This is a genomic window from Lysinibacillus macroides (genome assembly GCF_001281525.1).
In the GTDB taxonomy this organism is placed as follows: Bacteria; Bacillota; Bacilli; order Bacillales_A; family Planococcaceae; genus Lysinibacillus; species Lysinibacillus macroides.
The window spans coordinates 179,033-196,168 of the sequence record NZ_LGCI01000011.1 but is presented as its reverse complement, the minus strand read 5'-3'; the positions used below and the strand labels follow the sequence as shown (position 1 = coordinate 196,168).

General features: G+C 37.7%; 14 protein-coding genes. 1 reads left to right on the top strand and 13 read right to left on the bottom strand.

The genetic code is table 11. From position 1 onward, the window contains the following. Window positions 1–92 precede the first annotated feature (92 nt). The 8 genes from ADM90_RS21325 to ADM90_RS21290 all read right to left on the bottom strand — a co-directional run bounded on the left by ADM90_RS21325 (window position 93) and on the right by ADM90_RS21290 (window position 9,972). Entirely contained in the window at window positions 93–860 is a 768-nt protein-coding gene (locus ADM90_RS21325) for a tyrosine-protein phosphatase (protein ID WP_053996883.1), read from the bottom strand. Between the two features lie 152 nt (window positions 861–1,012). Next, window positions 1,013–1,516, bottom strand: a complete 504-nt coding sequence (locus ADM90_RS21320; RefSeq protein WP_053996882.1) for a hypothetical protein — start codon at window positions 1,514–1,516, stop codon at window positions 1,013–1,015. A 12-nt stretch (window positions 1,517–1,528) separates the two neighbouring features. Continuing rightward, complete coding sequence (locus ADM90_RS21315) at window positions 1,529–2,761, bottom strand: aminopeptidase (protein ID WP_053996881.1); 1,233 nt, start codon at window positions 2,759–2,761, stop codon at window positions 1,529–1,531. A 24-nt stretch (window positions 2,762–2,785) separates the two neighbouring features. Beyond that, complete coding sequence (locus ADM90_RS21310) at window positions 2,786–3,547, bottom strand: ABC transporter permease (protein WP_235473772.1); 762 nt, start codon at window positions 3,545–3,547, stop codon at window positions 2,786–2,788. A gap of 3 nt (window positions 3,548–3,550) precedes the next feature. Continuing rightward, on the bottom strand, window positions 3,551–4,489 hold the full coding sequence (locus ADM90_RS21305) for an ABC transporter ATP-binding protein (protein ID WP_053996880.1): 939 nt from the start codon (window positions 4,487–4,489) through the stop codon (window positions 3,551–3,553). Between the two features lie 603 nt (window positions 4,490–5,092). Further along, complete coding sequence (locus tag ADM90_RS24090) at window positions 5,093–8,500, bottom strand: InlB B-repeat-containing protein (RefSeq protein ID WP_083448652.1); 3,408 nt, start codon at window positions 8,498–8,500, stop codon at window positions 5,093–5,095. Window positions 8,501–9,090: 590 nt separating this feature from the next. Then, window positions 9,091–9,279: a hypothetical protein gene (locus ADM90_RS21295; RefSeq protein WP_053996879.1), complete on the bottom strand. Its 189-nt coding sequence runs from the start codon at window positions 9,277–9,279 to the stop codon at window positions 9,091–9,093. Between the two features lie 138 nt (window positions 9,280–9,417). After that, window positions 9,418–9,972: a hypothetical protein gene (locus ADM90_RS21290; protein WP_053996878.1), complete on the bottom strand. Its 555-nt coding sequence runs from the start codon at window positions 9,970–9,972 to the stop codon at window positions 9,418–9,420. Between the two features lie 90 nt (window positions 9,973–10,062). On the opposite strand from ADM90_RS21290, the gene ytvI reads away from it, so the two are divergent. Then, window positions 10,063–11,121, top strand: coding sequence for a sporulation integral membrane protein YtvI (ytvI, locus tag ADM90_RS21285; RefSeq protein ID WP_053996877.1), 1,059 nt, complete (start codon window positions 10,063–10,065; stop codon window positions 11,119–11,121). Window positions 11,122–11,180: 59 nt separating this feature from the next. Here ytvI and ADM90_RS21280 read toward each other — a convergent pair whose 3' ends face one another. The 5 genes from ADM90_RS21280 to ADM90_RS21260 all read right to left on the bottom strand — a co-directional run bounded on the left by ADM90_RS21280 (window position 11,181) and on the right by ADM90_RS21260 (window position 17,081). Continuing rightward, on the bottom strand, window positions 11,181–12,314 hold the full coding sequence (locus tag ADM90_RS21280) for a C40 family peptidase (RefSeq protein ID WP_053996876.1): 1,134 nt from the start codon (window positions 12,312–12,314) through the stop codon (window positions 11,181–11,183). 330 nt (window positions 12,315–12,644) lie between these two features. Continuing rightward, the gene (locus ADM90_RS21275; RefSeq protein ID WP_053996989.1) at window positions 12,645–14,633 is read right to left on the bottom strand and encodes an ABC1 kinase family protein; all 1,989 of its coding nucleotides are present in this window, start codon (window positions 14,631–14,633) and stop codon (window positions 12,645–12,647) included. A gap of 150 nt (window positions 14,634–14,783) precedes the next feature. Continuing rightward, window positions 14,784–15,566: a sulfite exporter TauE/SafE family protein gene (locus ADM90_RS21270; protein ID WP_053996875.1), complete on the bottom strand. Its 783-nt coding sequence runs from the start codon at window positions 15,564–15,566 to the stop codon at window positions 14,784–14,786. 69 nt (window positions 15,567–15,635) lie between these two features. Continuing rightward, window positions 15,636–15,863 (bottom strand): sulfurtransferase TusA family protein, encoded by a 228-nt coding sequence (locus tag ADM90_RS21265; RefSeq protein WP_053996874.1) that lies wholly within the window; start codon window positions 15,861–15,863, stop codon window positions 15,636–15,638. A gap of 90 nt (window positions 15,864–15,953) precedes the next feature. After that, window positions 15,954–17,081: an MBL fold metallo-hydrolase gene (locus ADM90_RS21260; RefSeq protein ID WP_053996873.1), complete on the bottom strand. Its 1,128-nt coding sequence runs from the start codon at window positions 17,079–17,081 to the stop codon at window positions 15,954–15,956. Between the last annotated feature and the right edge of the window lie 55 nt (window positions 17,082–17,136).

Here is a 17,136-nt window from a genome sequence, read left to right as displayed (position 1 = left end):
TATTGTATCTTATCACAAAATTTTAAGCTGTAAAGGTTTTTTTATTGAACATACAAAAATCCCTCTCACATCATTAGTGAAAGGGCTTTAAGTTAGTTTAAACAGTAAGATTGCAACTGTTCACGCTTTTCAGTAGTTAGACCAAACTCCTGCTCTAAATAGGTAGCCTTTGAACCATATTGCTTGTCAATTGCATCTAATGCCGCTTGTAAATACTCCTCACGAGCAGACATTAATGCATAAAATTGCTGTAACTCTCGATCATTATATTGATGTTGAATAGTTTGCGCCATTTTCTCTATCATTGGCTTTAAACATACATTTGTAGCGAGATAGTTCTCCATAATGGTCTCCTCAGGCACATCTAAAGCAAGTAAAATAAGGGCGCTTCCGATACCTGTTCGATCCTTGCCAACTGCACAGTGATGAACAAGCCCTAAATAATCAGGATTTTGAATCGTTACCATCAATTTCTGAAATGAAGCATTGTTAAAAGGCATTTGGGCATAAAAACCTCGAAACATATCAGCATTTATAACCTTATAAAAATCTCTAGCACCGGTATTCGTTGGCATCTCAAATGTATGCTCACCCTTTGCTGGTATTTGAATATAATGCGTGTGGGGAAAAACTGGATTTGGATTATTTTGCACCTCATGAGGATCACGATAATCAAAAATCGTTTTGATACCTAATGTTGCAAATAGCTTTTTATCTGTCGCTGTCATTTTACCGAGTGCTGCTGAACGATAAAATAAACCATTCTTGATCACTCGACCATCCCTTGCTTTATAGCCGCCCATATCTCGAAAATTATAAACTGCTTCAAATGGAATAACCTTTGTCTCTAAATGCTCCAATTTGCGGTACCTCCTTTAATAGTTGCATATACTTATTTCTATTTTATAAAACAAACTTTATTCCTTCCATTGTTTGCCCTTCCTATTACAAGGTTCATAAAAAAATTCCAATAATCATTCTATGAAATGATTGTTGGAATTGGTGTGTATATTTAGTCAAAGCGTTCTAAAAATTTTAGTAATTTATGAGCTTCTACTGAGAAAACATCTTGTGTACCAAACATCTCCTCTCTTTCATCTATAATCGTGGCAAATTTTTTGTAAAGACGATGGATATAGCTATGATGGCGATAGGCATAAAATTGAATTTCTGTCACTTCTGAATGTTCTGCTAACATATGTTTTATCATTTTTAGAAAACCCTTCACAAAAAAGCGACTATTTTGATATTCTTTCTTTAATAGCGCACAATCAATAAAAATAATCTCCTGATTTTCAAAATTATTTTCTCGTACTCCTAATGTATAGCTAGCAACTGCACTAACTTCCTCGTGCTCATTATAAAAAAGCAACACATTTGTCTTCTCTATCATAACAAATAAACTACCAAGCGCATCCAAAATAGCGTATACATCATCAAATAGCCTGCGATTTTGTAAAAAGAAAATAGCGAATTTTTCATAATCCTCTTCCGTCTGACATTTCACACACTCCATTAGGCACCCCTCCTAAATATTAAAATCCGTTTCCCACTTACCCTTCACTAAAATCGCTTTTACCGAACCATCCTCGCTTATCCCGTTAACATGTAAATGCTCAGAGCCAATCATAAAATCAATATGAATCATACTCGAATTAATGCTACTGGCATCATTTGCTCTATGTTCCTCTTGTAAGCCTGAGATATAGCCTTGCCCAATCGCTAAATGACAGGATGCATTTTCATCGAATAAAGCATGGTAAAACATCAAATTACTTGCTGAGATCGCAGAATCATGGGAAACTAACGCAACCTCACCAATATATTTGGCACCTTCATCCGCCTTTAGAATACCTTGCAAAGCGTCCAAGCCGCTTTTAGTCGTATAGTCAATAATCTTTCCATCTTTAAATATAAACGTAAAGTCATCAATAATTTGCCCATCATAAACTAATGGTCTCGTATTTTTTACTACACCATTAACGCCCGTTTTAAGTGGTGTTGTATAAATTTCTTCTGTGGGTATATTACAAATAAATGGGATGCCATTGTTGTTTTTTTCCATCCCGTGAACCCAATGATGATGCTGTGGTAGCTCGATTGTTAGATCCGTGCCCTCAGCTTTAAAATGTAAATATCGAAAATGCATATCGTTTAATAATGCCGCTCTTTTATTTAACCGTTTCATATGCTGCTCCCATGCGAGGATTGGATTTTCACTATCCAATTTCAATATTTTAAACAATTCCTCCCATAGCCGTTCTAGTCTATCATTTGGCTCCATCTTTGGAAAAATAGTTGCAGCCCATGCCTCTGTAGGAAGCGCAATAACCGTCCAGCTTACCTGCATACTCGTTAATTTTTCAGTAAAAGGGCGAAAAGCCATCGCCGCAGCATATTCCATTTTATCTAGTCTCGCAGGATCTATCCCTTTTATATCCTGTAAATGAGGAGAAAGAATATAAAGAAAAGCTGCCCCCTCATTCGCCATCTCCTCATAGCCTTTTACAAGCCAATCAGGTGTATATTCTAAGCCTTGCTCACTCATTAACTCACATTCAAGCCGCAATAATTTTTCATCATTCCACTTTACATAAACATAATGAGCGCCATTAAGATAGGCATAGCGGCAAACCTTTCTAACAAAATCAGCAGTATTAATGGATGCAGAAATAACCAATATCTGCCCTTGCTGAATATTGATACCTACCTTAATGACCAGCTCAGCATACTTATCTAGCCTATCCTCGAAATTTTTCATTCTATAAAACTCCTATTATTTATTCTATTGCACACGCCAATGTATTTTTTTACTTATTAATAAATAGGAAGCACAGGAAAAAATAATTAAAATCAGCACCTCTCCTAAGGTAGATTCCGTCCAGCCAACCGTTAACATACTGTGCAATACATTTGCAACATACGTTGTCGGCAGTACATAGGAAATCCATTGAAGAATAACAGGCAAGTCTTTGAGTTCAATCATTACAGGTGTCAAAAAAGTAACAAACATCAAGAGGAACTGTGCAACAACATTTGTAAATTGAGGATTTGGCGATAAAAAGCCCATTAATACACCAATCCCAACAACACTAAAAATAGCTAGGAAGGAAATTGGCAACAGTAACCATTCAAAATGCAAATCCACGCCATAAATTCGCTGACCTAAAGTAAAGACAATAATAAAGGATGGCGACGACGTTAAAATACCATAAAATAACAAAGACAAAATAAAATTCATCTTACGAATGGGCAGTGATGAATAATAAGTAAAATAGCCTCCAAATTTTTGATAGGAGATATCCTGCCCTAAAATATTCATGCCCATTAGTAAAATACTAAAAATCATATTGCCGATAATTAAGCGTGCCAATTGCTCTGGATTTGTTTCTCCAAGTAAAAATTCCATAAAAATTAACGTAACGATCGGAAAAATGGCAGACATCGCAATAATCCATAGCAATTGATGCCGCACAATGGCAATTTGGATTCGAAAAAGAATAACTAACTCAACAAAAAATTGTGTAAAAACATTCATTGTTCTCATGCACTATTCGCCTCCCCGCTGCTTTTGGAGCATTGAATAGACATCCTCTAGGCTTGGGGGTAGTAATGAATACTGGTTAATGTTTAAAGACTCATCCTGAATAATGTCAATCACTGTACGGACAGCACTTTTTTCAAGTGCCATTGTGAGCTTTGCATCCTCCACTATTTCGACATTGCCAAAAGCCTTCAGCCGATCTCGGATTTTTTGAACAGCAGCCTCCTGCGCATAAATTTCAACACGCATTCTTTGGTCCACTCTTTTCTTCAAATTTTCGATATGATCAAGCGCTAAAAGCTTGCCATGATCTACAACAGCTACACGATGCACAACCTTCTCAGCTTCTAAAATATTATGGGTCACTAAAATAATCGTCGTGCCTTTTTGATTTAGCTCACGAATAATATCCCATACTAATTTTCGCTTTAATGGATCCAATTCATTTGTAGGTTCATCTAAAATCATTACAGATGCCTGGCCAATCAATGTTGTGCCAAAGCTAATGAGCCGTCGCTGCCCACCAGAAAGCTTCGATAATATTTTATCCCGATATTCGTACATCCCTAATCGTTGCAAAATAGCATCCGTCTGTTGCTTAGCCTCCTTTTTAGATAGCCCTTTTAGTCTGCCTGTAAAATAAAGAGCTTCTTTTGTTTTTAAAAATGATAAGGCAAAGGTCTCCTGTGAATAATAAGCAATTTGTTGAATAACATCCTTTACATGTCGTGACACCTCATATCCCCGAAATTTCACTGACCCTCTTGTTGGTGCTAATTGACCAATCATTTGCTTAATCAACGTTGTTTTCCCTGCCCCATTCGGACCCAATATCCCAATAATTTCTCCTTGATAGATCGTTAGTGAAATATCATCATTTGCTTTAAACTTACCTTTTTTATAGTAAAGGGTTACATTTTCCAACTCATACACTGGTTTAAGCATCGTAAACAGCCTTTCCTAGTAAAATTCCTATAATTTAAGGCCTGACTCAATAAGCCAGACCTTAAAATAATACGCTTTGTAACAGCTACTATTTAGCTACTTATTTTCTCCTGCATACAGTATCTCCATAAGGTGTATTTGCAGGCGGTAGATACAGCGCTACTTTACGCTTATTTGTATACACTCAATATGCAGCAGCCCTTCCACCCGCCATTACTTTTCACCTCACTTTCAATAAATTAAAAAGCTGCCTCAATTTATATTATTTATAAGTAATATAGTGCTATAAAAATAAATAATATTTATTTTACCCAAGCACCTATATTACTATATGGTTGCAGCAATTCTTTTTCCTGATTCTCTCTTATTCAATCAATTGAATAGCAATGATGATAGGTATTTCTTTCTAACCTTATTTTATGTTACTAAAAAGTAATATTCAACTATAAAAAAGAGAAAATTTAATTTTTTCACTAGTGACGTTATTTAGGCTAATCAATAACCAAATCGAGGGACATATCTAGTATGAACAAAATCTCCCTTTCAGTATTAGCAATAGAATTAATATTATAAGGGGCTAAATTATTTATATTTTGTTATACCTTACTTATCTACTGTTTGTATCACACGATATAAAAATGTAATAAACTGTGCACGTGTAACAGGGTCATTCGGTCGGAATTTACCATTATCTCCAAGTGCAATACCTTCTTGCTCTAACACCGCAATATAGCCTGCACTCCAATGCTTCTGGTCTACATCCGCAAAAGAACTTATACCTTCAGGTGTTCGTCCCATTAAACCTACTAGCACCTTTGCCAATTGTGCTCTTGTCATCCTTTCGTTTGGCAGGAACGCACCATTTGTCCCATCCACAATACCCGCCTGCTGTAGGGCCATGATGGCTTTATAATAAGGATGAGTTGGAGAAACATCCTTGAAATCATTACCTTCTCTTACTTGTTCAAAAGAAAATGCTCTTGTGAGTAATGCTGCGACATGCATGCGGCTAATCGATTCATTCGGTCGGAAAGTACCGTCCTCAAAGCCTTGAATAATGCCTTCTGTCGCTAGCTCCTCAATCATTTCTTTTGCCCAATGGCGTTCGATATCGCTAAACGTCACGGTTAGCTTTGGTGGTTCAGGTTGTGGCTCTTGCGGTGGTTCAGGCTCTTCTACAGGCATTGCCGTCCATTTGGCATAGAGCGAAATATTTTCACGCAGCACCGTATCCGCTGCCCATGGCTTTGTTAATTCCTCATCCTGATACCAGCCATCAAAGCGATAGCCTTCCCTTGTTGGGACAGGTAAGTCACTAATTTTTGTATTATAGGCAATATCAATTGGTGCAATCGCTGTGCCACCATTTGTATGCAAGGTGATTTTTACCTTTTCAGATGGCGAATTGTCATTTGAGATAGGTGTCGTATTACTGCCCCCATCTGCTGGTGGTGGATTTGAATTGACTTGCCACTTGGCATACAATGTAATCGCCTCAGTTACAACATCTGCCGTAAAATCCCATTTCATTGTGAACCTTGAATCCTTATACCAGCCAACAAATGTATGACCTTGTTTGCTTGGCATAGGTGGTTCAATTACCCTCTCATTATATGGAACCTGTTGTTCGGCAACATCACTACCACCATTGGGTTCAAAGGTTACTGTATAGTTATTCGTTATCCATTGGGCATACAGTGTGGTATTCGTTGTCACTCGAAACGTATCATTTGCTTTGTATGATGTTCCTTTCCCATCTACTTGCGTGTTCCAATCGGCAAATGTATAGCCTACTCTTGTCAGATCACCACTATTGCCTTGCACTGTCACTTCATCATTTTCTTCATATATTTGGTCATCTTTTGGCACTGTACCATTCATTGCATTATTTGGATGGTAGTCTACGTAATAAGTAGTAGCCTCATATGCGCCTAAATCAATAGCTCTTCCTTGGATACGTGGTCTCTCCGCTAGGTCTGTCTGTAGTGCCCTGCTTAGTATCCCCTTTAGTTCCTCGGTTGAAGCCCTGTCTAGTAGCTCTTTTTCTATATCTTTATAAGTCGTTGTATTTCCTTTATCAATAGCTGGTGATTTTATTTTTAGTCGATAGTCTTGATTAGCTGGATCTAAAAAGATGTCTGTAGGTGTATATGTTTCGGTTTGTATATCTCCATTCGCATGAAATTTCGCTACAACCGTCCCACTTTCCTCTACATCCAATAAGCTATTTTCAATCGTACCTATAACGTCTGAATGAAGTGCTGGTTCTCCATTATTATTACCAACAATGATACTATTGGATATTCGGGGATTACCACCATAGATACTGCCTTTATTCGCTGATTTTGTTTCATTGCCACTCATTGTGACATTAATTAGCATTGGGCTACTCTCCTCAATTGGGCTATTACTATCAGCTGGGATAAACTCCTCATTGTACATGCCGCCGCCCAATTCCGCTGTGTTGCTACTGAATATCACATTCGTTAACATTGGGCTACTGCCCAGATTGTACATGCCGCCTCCTTCATTTGCTGCTGTGTTGCTACTGAACGTCACTCCCGTTAGCGCTGGGCTACTATTCTCATTGTACATACCGCCGCCACTCTCTGCTGTATTTTTATCAAATGTCACTTCCGTTAGTGTTGGGGTACTATTAGACATATTGAACATGCCGCCGCCTTCGAAAAATGCTACGTTGCTACTGAACGTCACTTCCGTTAGTGTTGGGCTACTCTTACCCCCATTAAACATGCCACCTCCCAAAGCTGCTTCGTTACTCTCAAACGTCACTTTCGTTAGCGTTGGGCTACTATTAGGCTCATTGTACATGCCACCGCCTCCGACATATGCAATGTTGCTCTTAAACGTCACTTCTGTTAGCGTCGGGTTACTCTCCTCATTGGCCATGCCACCTCCCAAATCCGCTATGTTACTCTCAAATATCACTTCTGTTAGTATTGGGGTACTATTAGCCTCATTGACCATACCGCCGCCTTGCCAATCTACTTCATTGTTACTGAACGTTACATTTTTTAGCGTTGGACTACTACTCGCATTGTACACGCCACCTCCTGCATTTGCTGTGTTACTCTCAAACGTCACATTCTGTAGTGTTGGGCTACCACCATTATTGTGCATACCGCCTCCATAATTATGTGGATCATCTGGATCATCTATATCTATCGGATCCTGTAGTTCATCTGAATTGATATCTGCATTTCCTTCTTTAATAGTTACACCATCTAAAATCGCTGTTTCATCTAAATCCAAGCCAGCGGGATGATAAAATACATGGTAGACATTATCGGTGTTATCACCTACTGTCCCAATATCACCGCTTAAAATCGTTTCATTATTTTCCCAATCACGTGCTGCTAAATTAATTTCTGTTCCATCAAAGCCACCATAAATCGCTACATTATTTTGCATTTGGAAGGTCGCAGTACGTGGGTCACTTGAATCTATTTGCTCTGTCGGTTTATATGTGCCTGCTGCCACCCAAATTTGTACAGGTTGTGCCATAGTAGATGCTTCAACAAGTGCCTCCTGCAAATCTCCAAAAGCATCTGTCCAGCTTGTGCCATCTTTATTTCCATTTCCATCTTCTGTAACATAAATAATCGCACTTGTCATTCGCAAAGGTTGCGCTAGCTGCGAACCAATTTTGATAATACGTCTTTCCTCCACATCTGCTAGGCGGAACCATAGCTCATGCTTGCCTTCCTCTGTGATAACCAATGGCTGTGTATCGTCAAAGGGCTGCCATGTTGTGCGCGCATCTTGTGAAATTTCAATTCCTGCGCTATCGCCAGAGGTCGTTGTTACCTGTACTTCTACAGGGCTTGTGGCAGTGTCCCCTTCATTATATGGTTGTCCGTTTGTTGTCATTGTGATATGCAAGGGGGACAGATTTCCTGTTGCCATGGCTGGTAAACTACCAAATAGCGTTTGCATAAACAAGGCAACAATTGCTATAAACGCCAGGGCTTGTTTTGTTTTTCGTTGCATGTAGAATCTCCTTTCTTTCTATAGTAGTTTTGTTGTTACATGGAGGCATGATATAGAGCAAAGATTTATGCACCATAAGCATCCTTTCCTAGTAAAATTCCAATAACTTAAGGCCTGACTCAATAAGCCAGACCTTCAAATAATACATTTTGTAGCGGTTGTTAGTTAGCTACTTATTTTCTACTACGTACATTGTTCCGATGAGATGTATCGGCAGGTGGCGGAAGCAATGCTATTTTACGCTTATTTCTATACGCCCAATATACATCAATTCCTCATCCTGCCATTACTTTTCATCTTACCTTCCAATGCCTGAGCCTCGTTTAAGATCCTGAGGAATTGATGGTGACGGTGGGTACATCATCGCTGCTCACCTCGCTTTCAAAAAAATTAAAAGGCTGCCTCTTTTTATATTATTATAAAGTAATATAATACTATAAAAATAAACAATATTTATTTTGTCCAAGTACCTATATTACTACGTTGGCAGCTCTTTCTAATTTTATTTTATATTACTAAAAAGTAATATTCAACTATAAAAAAAGAGAAAATTCAATTTTCCTTTTTCACTAGTGATATCATTGATAAATTTATGACAAAATCGAAGGACGTTTCACGCTACGTGCAATGTCAGTTGATGAAGAATCATTAGTTTGAATCCAAGACTCTTGACCATGCTGCGCTTTTTCTTGCTGTGTTTCTGCATCATTTGCATTAAAACCAACTGCTACACCTGCTACAAAAGTAAAACCAATTAACAAGCCCCATTTTCGCTTCATTTTTTCACCTCCTTAGAAAGTGATGTATTACAAACTTATCATACCACATCGCCATTAGAGAACAAGTAGAAAATACAGAAATATTAATACAAAGTAATATTTACCTTGTTTATTCATGGCAATAAAAAAACCATCTCATTACTTTGAACGGATGGCTGACTTGTATTTTCTTTTAGATTGAATTTCTTGCTCCTCGTCGATTAAACGATAGGCAATCTCTAATAATTTTGGATCATGTAATTCAACATATAAATTTTTAAAAGATACAATAATATCATAGCGGATAAGCGTTGGATGTTTCTCGTCTAAGCATGTTTGAAATCTTTTCGCTAAATATGATACGACTAAGTCTCTTTGTACTGGACCTGCTAGACCAATTTTCCAAATAGCCTGTAATGTAAGTCTTGCTGTAGTTGTTTTATCGTCATAGGTTACTGCCCAAATTTTTAAAAAATCCTCTAATACTCTTTCCTCTGGATCACTTTTAGCAGCTAAAGCACATAAAATTTGTGCTGCACGTGCGCGAGAATGATGATTGCTATATGTAAGAGCTTGAATAAGCTGTTCCCAAACGCCATATGTCCAATCCACAGGTTCTTCCATAATCTTCAGCAATTTCTCATAGGATTCATATTGAGTAGCTTGGTCACGCTCTGTTAGATTACTAAAAAGTTGCAAAATCTCTTTTTCCATAATATATCCCTACCTTTATTGTTTCAGAACCTATTACATTTTTATTTATGGTACACTTAACTTAATTTTTGTCGCAAAGAAGGTGAGTTTATGAATAAATTGAATATTAGGAAATGGCTTTTTCGATTACTTGTGATTCTTTCCCTAAGTGTAGCTGCTTATTTTATCATCCCTGTATCTATGCCTTTACTACTCGCAGGTATTAGTGCATTTCTCTTAGAGCCACTGGTGATGTTCTTTAAAAGACGATGGAAAATGTCGAGAAAAATTGCAGTTGCTGTTATTTATATATTAAATGTTATCCTAATTTCTGTTATTTGTTATTTTTCCATTACACAGATGATGTCGCAAATCATTTTAGTATCAAAGCAGGCTCCTTACTATATTTCCAAGCTATCAGATATGTGGCTTCATATGCAAGAAAATATTTCTAAATACACGGAAGACTTTCCACCTGAAGTAAGTGCCTCGCTTCAACACACTACAATGGACTTCATCAAAAAAATAGAAGAATCCTTTTTAGACTTCTTTAATTATAGCAAAGTTTCAACCTTGTTTTCTGAGATTCCAAACCTATTTATCAGTCTTCTCGTTTATATGATTGCCCTATTTCTTTTTATGCTAGATTTACCTAAATTAAAGCAAATGACCTATAACTATTTAAAGCCTAACACTGCACAAAAAATAAAAATTATTATAAACCGCTTAAAGGATGCAACAGTTGGCTATATGAAGGCACACTTATTGGTTAGCTTTATTATTGGAGGCGTAACGCTTATCGGGCTACTGCTAATCCAGCCTAAATACGCTATTACAATGACTATCATTATATGGCTTATTGATATTATTCCATTTCTTGGTTCTATTATTATTTTGGCTCCATGGGGGCTCTATCATTTATTGATGGGAAACACAGCGATTTCTGTAAAATTATTCATCCTAGCTGTTATTTTACTCATTATTCGTCGTGTAGTCGAGCCTAAACTAATGGGAGAGCATATTGGCTTATCTACGTTGCCCACCCTTATTGCTATGTTTATTGGTCTCAAACTATTTGGCATTATCGGTCTTTTAGTCGGACCTTTCGTGATTATTTTCTTTATTGCATTAAAAGAAACAGGTGTTATTAAGCTAAAGTTTAAAATTTAAAAAAGGTCATCTTTGTATGTTATTTTACAAAGATGACCTTTTTATAATGTTGATGTTTATTAAATACGACCAAAACCTACTAAGTATTGATTCCACCAGTCAAGTGATTCAATAACAACACCCTTATTTTGAGCGTTGATCATTGTGTTATTGCCTAAGTAAATACCTACGTGGGCTACACCTGAGCCATAGCTAAAGAATACTAAGTCACCAACACGTGCTTCACTTGCTGAAATACGCTGTGTTGATAAATATTGTTGTGATGCAGTACGTGGTAATGAAACGCCTGCTTGTTTGTAAGACCATTGCACAAGACCTGAGCAGTCAAAGCCTGTTGATGGATTGCTACCACCCCAAACATATGAACGACCTAGGAACTGCTTAGCTGTTGCAATAGCACCGCCTGACGATGCCGTACCAGCACCTGAGCCAACAGCGATTTGTTGTGATGCACCATTTTGAACAACTGGTGTTGCTGCTTGCAGTGCACGTAGACGAGCTGCCTCTTCTTCCGCTGCCTTACGCTCTGCCTCTAAACGCTCCTCTTCCTGCTTTGTTGCAATTTGAGCTTTTAATGCAAGCGATTTGGCTTCATTTTCAGCCTTTTTCACTTCCATTTCGCTCTCTTTTTGTTGAAGCTCTTGGAATTGTTTTTGAAGCTCTTTTTGTTTTTCATCTAATGTCGCTTTTTGTTGCTCTAAGATAGCTTTATCCGCTTCCTGTTGATCCACTAATTCTTGGTCAGCATCCATTAATGTTTTTACGGCTACAACACGGTCCATTAAATCTGCGAAGCTTTTTGCTTCAAGCACAACGTTTAAATAAACGCCTACTGTGTTATCTTGTGCTTGATAGGCAGCCATACGTTCACTTAAGATTTTAGAACGTTGCTCAATACGTTTTTTTGTTTCAACAATACTTGCATCCACTTCTTTAATTTCAGCTTGTACTTGGTTAAAAACTTTTACTTTTGCGTCGATCTCTTTTTGTAATTTTGTTAATTCTTCTTGTAATTTTTTAACTTCAGCATCTATTTGTGCCTTTTTCTCGATCATTTGTTGAGAAGTCTCTTCAGCATGAACTTCTGTTGGTTGAATTGTATTAAATAATAAGCCGCCCGCTAGTGCCAACGTTAGCACCATCGACTTACGCCATTTATTGCGCTTACCCACGTTTTCTTCATTCCCTTTCATCTATCAATTTCGCTCTTGGTATTCTCTACTCATCACTTGAACGATTTTTATTTTAATCAATTGTTCTTATATTTATCTCAGCCTTTTAAAGTTTAGCATTATTAACATAACTTTTATACTATTTCGTATCTATTTAACACATTAGTAAAACTCGAAATATTTCTGTAATATTTGCACAATTAATTATTTATTCTACAAAATACAACATTCTTCTATCTAACGTCATTGTTCGCTTATTCGACAATAGACCTATATATAATTTTGTAATGTTTTTGTAACATTTCTCTAAAGTTTTTATAAAAGAAAAAAGGTAAAGAAAAAATTCCCTACCTATTGTTTCATTGATCGCAATGCCTGTATGGACAATCTTACTAATAAAATTGCACATAAAAATAAGCCTAAATATGCTGCGGTGTTCAAGTAGATGGCATAGGAATCGTGAATAAATTGCGAAATAGCTAACAGCGCCACAGATATAATGCCAAATGTAATCCCAACGAGTAGTAGCACAAAACGAGCAAATAAATGGGTAATAAAACGGGCATTATGCTCATCTGAAAACACATCATGATGTAAAATAATTTTTCCACTTTCAACACGCTGAATAAGCTGGTCAACTCTTCTTGGCATTTTTCTTAATGTTGGAATGAGCATGGATAGCTCTTCTTGTAGACGTTCCTTTGTCGCCATTGGTTCTTTAAAGGGCTTTAGTAAAGATGCTCGCATATAAGTAGCAGAAAAATCCTTTGCCTCTGTAAAAATATCAAAACGTGAATCAATTACACGTAATGTACCATCAAGTGTCACCAAAGAACGAAGCGCCAATCCTACAGCAGGATAGAAGGCTAATCCAAAATCACGTACAACCATAAATAATGCATGAATTAATTCCTCAGTTGGTATACGATCTACATAAGAAATTTTTAATAAAATTTGATCAATCGCCTGCTCCATCCTTGCACGTTCCGCATGATCTGCATTTTCCACTAGTAATGTTAGGCCATCATAGAGGATGCTTGAATCATTGAGCTGAATGCCCATTAAAAATAGCTTTAAGCCCTCTTGCTGTGTCGCTCCTAAGCGTCCCACTGCCCCAAAATCAAGCAAAACCGGGGTACCATCTTTTTCATCAATATAAATATTTCCTGGATGTGGGTCTGCATGAAAAATACCAGAAAAAAGCATCTGCTCAAAAAAAGAATAGAGTATTGTTCTAGCAAATTGTCTGCGATTAATCGATAAACGCTTAAATTCAGATGCGCCATCTGCTACACTTTGTCCACGAATATACTCCATTACAATAATATTTTCATTGCTATATGTCGTATAAATCTTAGGAATTCGAACCTGATAGTCACTTTTAGCCAGCGCATTCTTCACCTGCAATGTATTACGTACCTCAATATCTAAATGGATTTCCTCACGTAACCCATCGGCAAAGCCAACAGCTAGCTCTCGAAAGCCTAGTGACTCTGCCCACGTTGATTTTGCCGTTAGCCAATTGGCGAATTCCTCCAAAATCTCAAGATCATCACGCATAATCCCCTTCACTTCCGGACGCAGTAGCTTAACAACAACCTCATCATAATTTTTTAGTCGTGCTTTATGCACCTGCCCAATAGAAGCTGATGCAATGGGCTCCATTTGAAATTGGCTAAATACCTCATTGCTTGGTTGAGGGAGTGAGCTTTCTAAAATTTTTGTTACCTGCTCAGCTGGTAAAGGCTTTACACGGTGTTGCAGTCTTTCTAATTCTTCGATAAATACTGGTGTAAATAATTCTTTACGTGTTGATAAGACCTGTCCAAATTTAATGAAAATCCCGCCACATTGCTCTAAGGTCGCTCGTAGTGCAACGGCAAGCTCTTTTTCATTTTCACGCTGTCTCGCATATTTAATCGTTTGTACAACACCATTGGTTACAGCAATCCGCAGCACCTGACGTAAGCGCTTCTGCTGTCGCCAGTAACTACGCAGTCGAAATAGCAATGATTTTTGGCCATTGCGGCGCTCTCCAGCCGTAATACCACTTGAATCAAATAGCTCGAAAACTAAATAAAGCAACATTGAAATAAGTAGCATGCTTCCAATCCAAATCAGTGTACTGACCTCTGTAACAGTTTGCATCATCGTTTCTGATAAAAAATCAGTATGGCGCAAATACGAATACCAATAAACAAAAGAAGTTAACGTTACACTAATCACAACGGACAGCACTCTGCGCATAAAATGAATCGTTGAACCAACTAAGCGTCCACTAACAATATAAATCAATCCCGATACGAGGATGATCTGAGACAGAAATTTCAAAAAAACCAACAGGGCCACCTCCATTTCCTCCTACCGCTAGTATAGCAAATTTAGGCATCAACTTTCTTTTACCAAAACCCTCTTAGCAATTTCATATACCCAAACCTGCTCCCATACAAAAAAGAGATGCCTGTGTGAGAGCATCCCTTTTGCTATTTTTTAGACCATCAATATATCCATCCATATTTTAATGGCAGTTGCTAAAATAAGTCCTGCTAAAATTACTTGTAAGATTTTTGTATGGATGCTTTTCCCTGCTTTTGCACCAAGAGGAGCTGCAATAAGACTGGCTATAATCATGAGGAGCGCTGGATAATAATCAACTTGACCTGTCATTAACTTTCCTATTGTACCTCCTATTGAGGAAATAAACGTAATGGCAAGGCTAGTCGCAATAGTCATACGTGTTGGGATACCTAGAACCACGAGCATAATCGGTACTAATAAAAAGCCCCCAGCTGCCCCTACAATTCCTGAACCAATCCCAACAATAAATGCTAATATCGCTGCAAGTAGCTTGTTAAATGTAACCTCCTGCATTGGTTTATCATCTATGTGTTTTTTCGGGATAAACATCATGACCGCTGCAATCAGCGCAAGGATACCATAGACAATGTTAACCCCAGATTCTGATAAAAATGAGGAGCCAAAGCTACCAACAAAGCTGCCAATTAATATAGCTCCTCCCATATAGAGAATCAGCGATTTATTTAAATAACCACCTTTGCGGTATGCCCATACACCAGCAATCGAGGCAAAAAATACTTGCACCGCACTAATGCCTGATACCTCATGTGCCGAAAATGCTGCAAAACCAAACAATGGTGGAATATATAACAGCATTGGATACTTAATAATTGAACCGCCAATACCTAGCATTCCCGATATATACGAACCGATAAAACCGATCAAAAATATGGTAATGACCCATGCAATATCCATCAAATTTCCTTCTTTCTAACCAGATGAAGAGAGGGCTGTTCTACTTTTATAGACAACCCTCCATTAGCCTTAAGCCTTCTGAATTAAAAATGTAATGACGCCAGCAGCTTCAGCTTGCTGTAAAATTGTATGACCACCAGCTTGTGCCCAAGCAGGAATATCCGCTAAAGCTCCTTTATCCGTCACATGAACTTCCAAAATTTCACCATGCTCTAATGTATCCATTGCCTTTTTTATCTTCACAATCGGCATTGGACAAGTTAAACCTTTTGCATCTAAATATAAATTTACCTTCATGATGATCTCCTTTGACATCGCAAAAATTATCATTGATTTTGCCGATTTTTTAGAATAGTTACCTTTCATTTATATGCTGTTTAACTCGTGCTATCGTACGGCACAGCGATTTGGCCCGATCTCCATCTCTGTCTGTTCATCTGGTGTAGGTGTTATTTTCCCCATATTCACCTGACGAATTTCTTGATAGGCATTTGGCTGCGGAGGTAATTCATTTGTCACTATACGCTTAAACTCTTCTTCATTTCGAATATTTAAGCCATGGTTTTGCGCAAATAAATCTCCTAATCGTTTTGCAACCGTCCCATCCCCATTAAGCTCTTCAATGATCATAAAATGCGCTGGTAATACAATAAGCTCATCGGACAATTTACGATAACGCTTATAAAGTGTATCTCGTAAATCGCCAACCCAATCTTCGGCAAGACCTGCTAAATCTGGACGCCCAATCGAATCAATAAATAAAATATCTCCTGTTAATAAATAGTTGTTATCAACAACAAAAGAGGTAGAGCCAATTGTATGTCCAGGAGAATAGATAGCTCCTACATCTATGTTCGATGCCCCAATTTGGACAGTCATGCCATCCTCTAATGGTGCATAGCTGAACACAACCTCTTCTGCATCTTTTGGTGGTAAATAGTAGGTCGCACCAGTTGCCTCTGCGATATGACGTCCACCTGAAATATGATCAGCATGTAAATGTGTATCAAAAACATGTTTAATTTCAACCTTTTTATGGGCTGCAAAGCTGGTAAACACCTCTGTAAAACGAACTGCATCAATAATAGCTGCTTCCCCTTCAGAAATGACCATATAAGACAGACAGCCCTTTCCTAAACGTACAAATTGGTAAAGCTCGCCACCACCTGTTAAATCACCAACTTTAATGGGCTCTAAATATTCACTCCAAGTTTTCATACCTCCAGCTAAATAAGCAACGTCACGACCAGCTTCTGACAGCATTTCAGCAATCATCAAGGATGACCCTTCTTTTGCACAAACTACCAAAACTTCTTTATCTGTTGGAATCTTAGGTAAAATATCCTCAATTCCATCTAACAATTCAAAATACGGTATATTTAAATATTCAAATTGATGACCATCAATTTTCCAGTCTTCAAATGCATCCGCATTACGAACATCTAAAATAAACAGCTTTTCATTGTGAATAACCTTTTTAGCAACGAATGATGCGTCCCATTGTTGAACCGACATTTATCTTACCCCCATAGGTATTATATTCAATATTTTTATAGTGGAGAGCTATCCT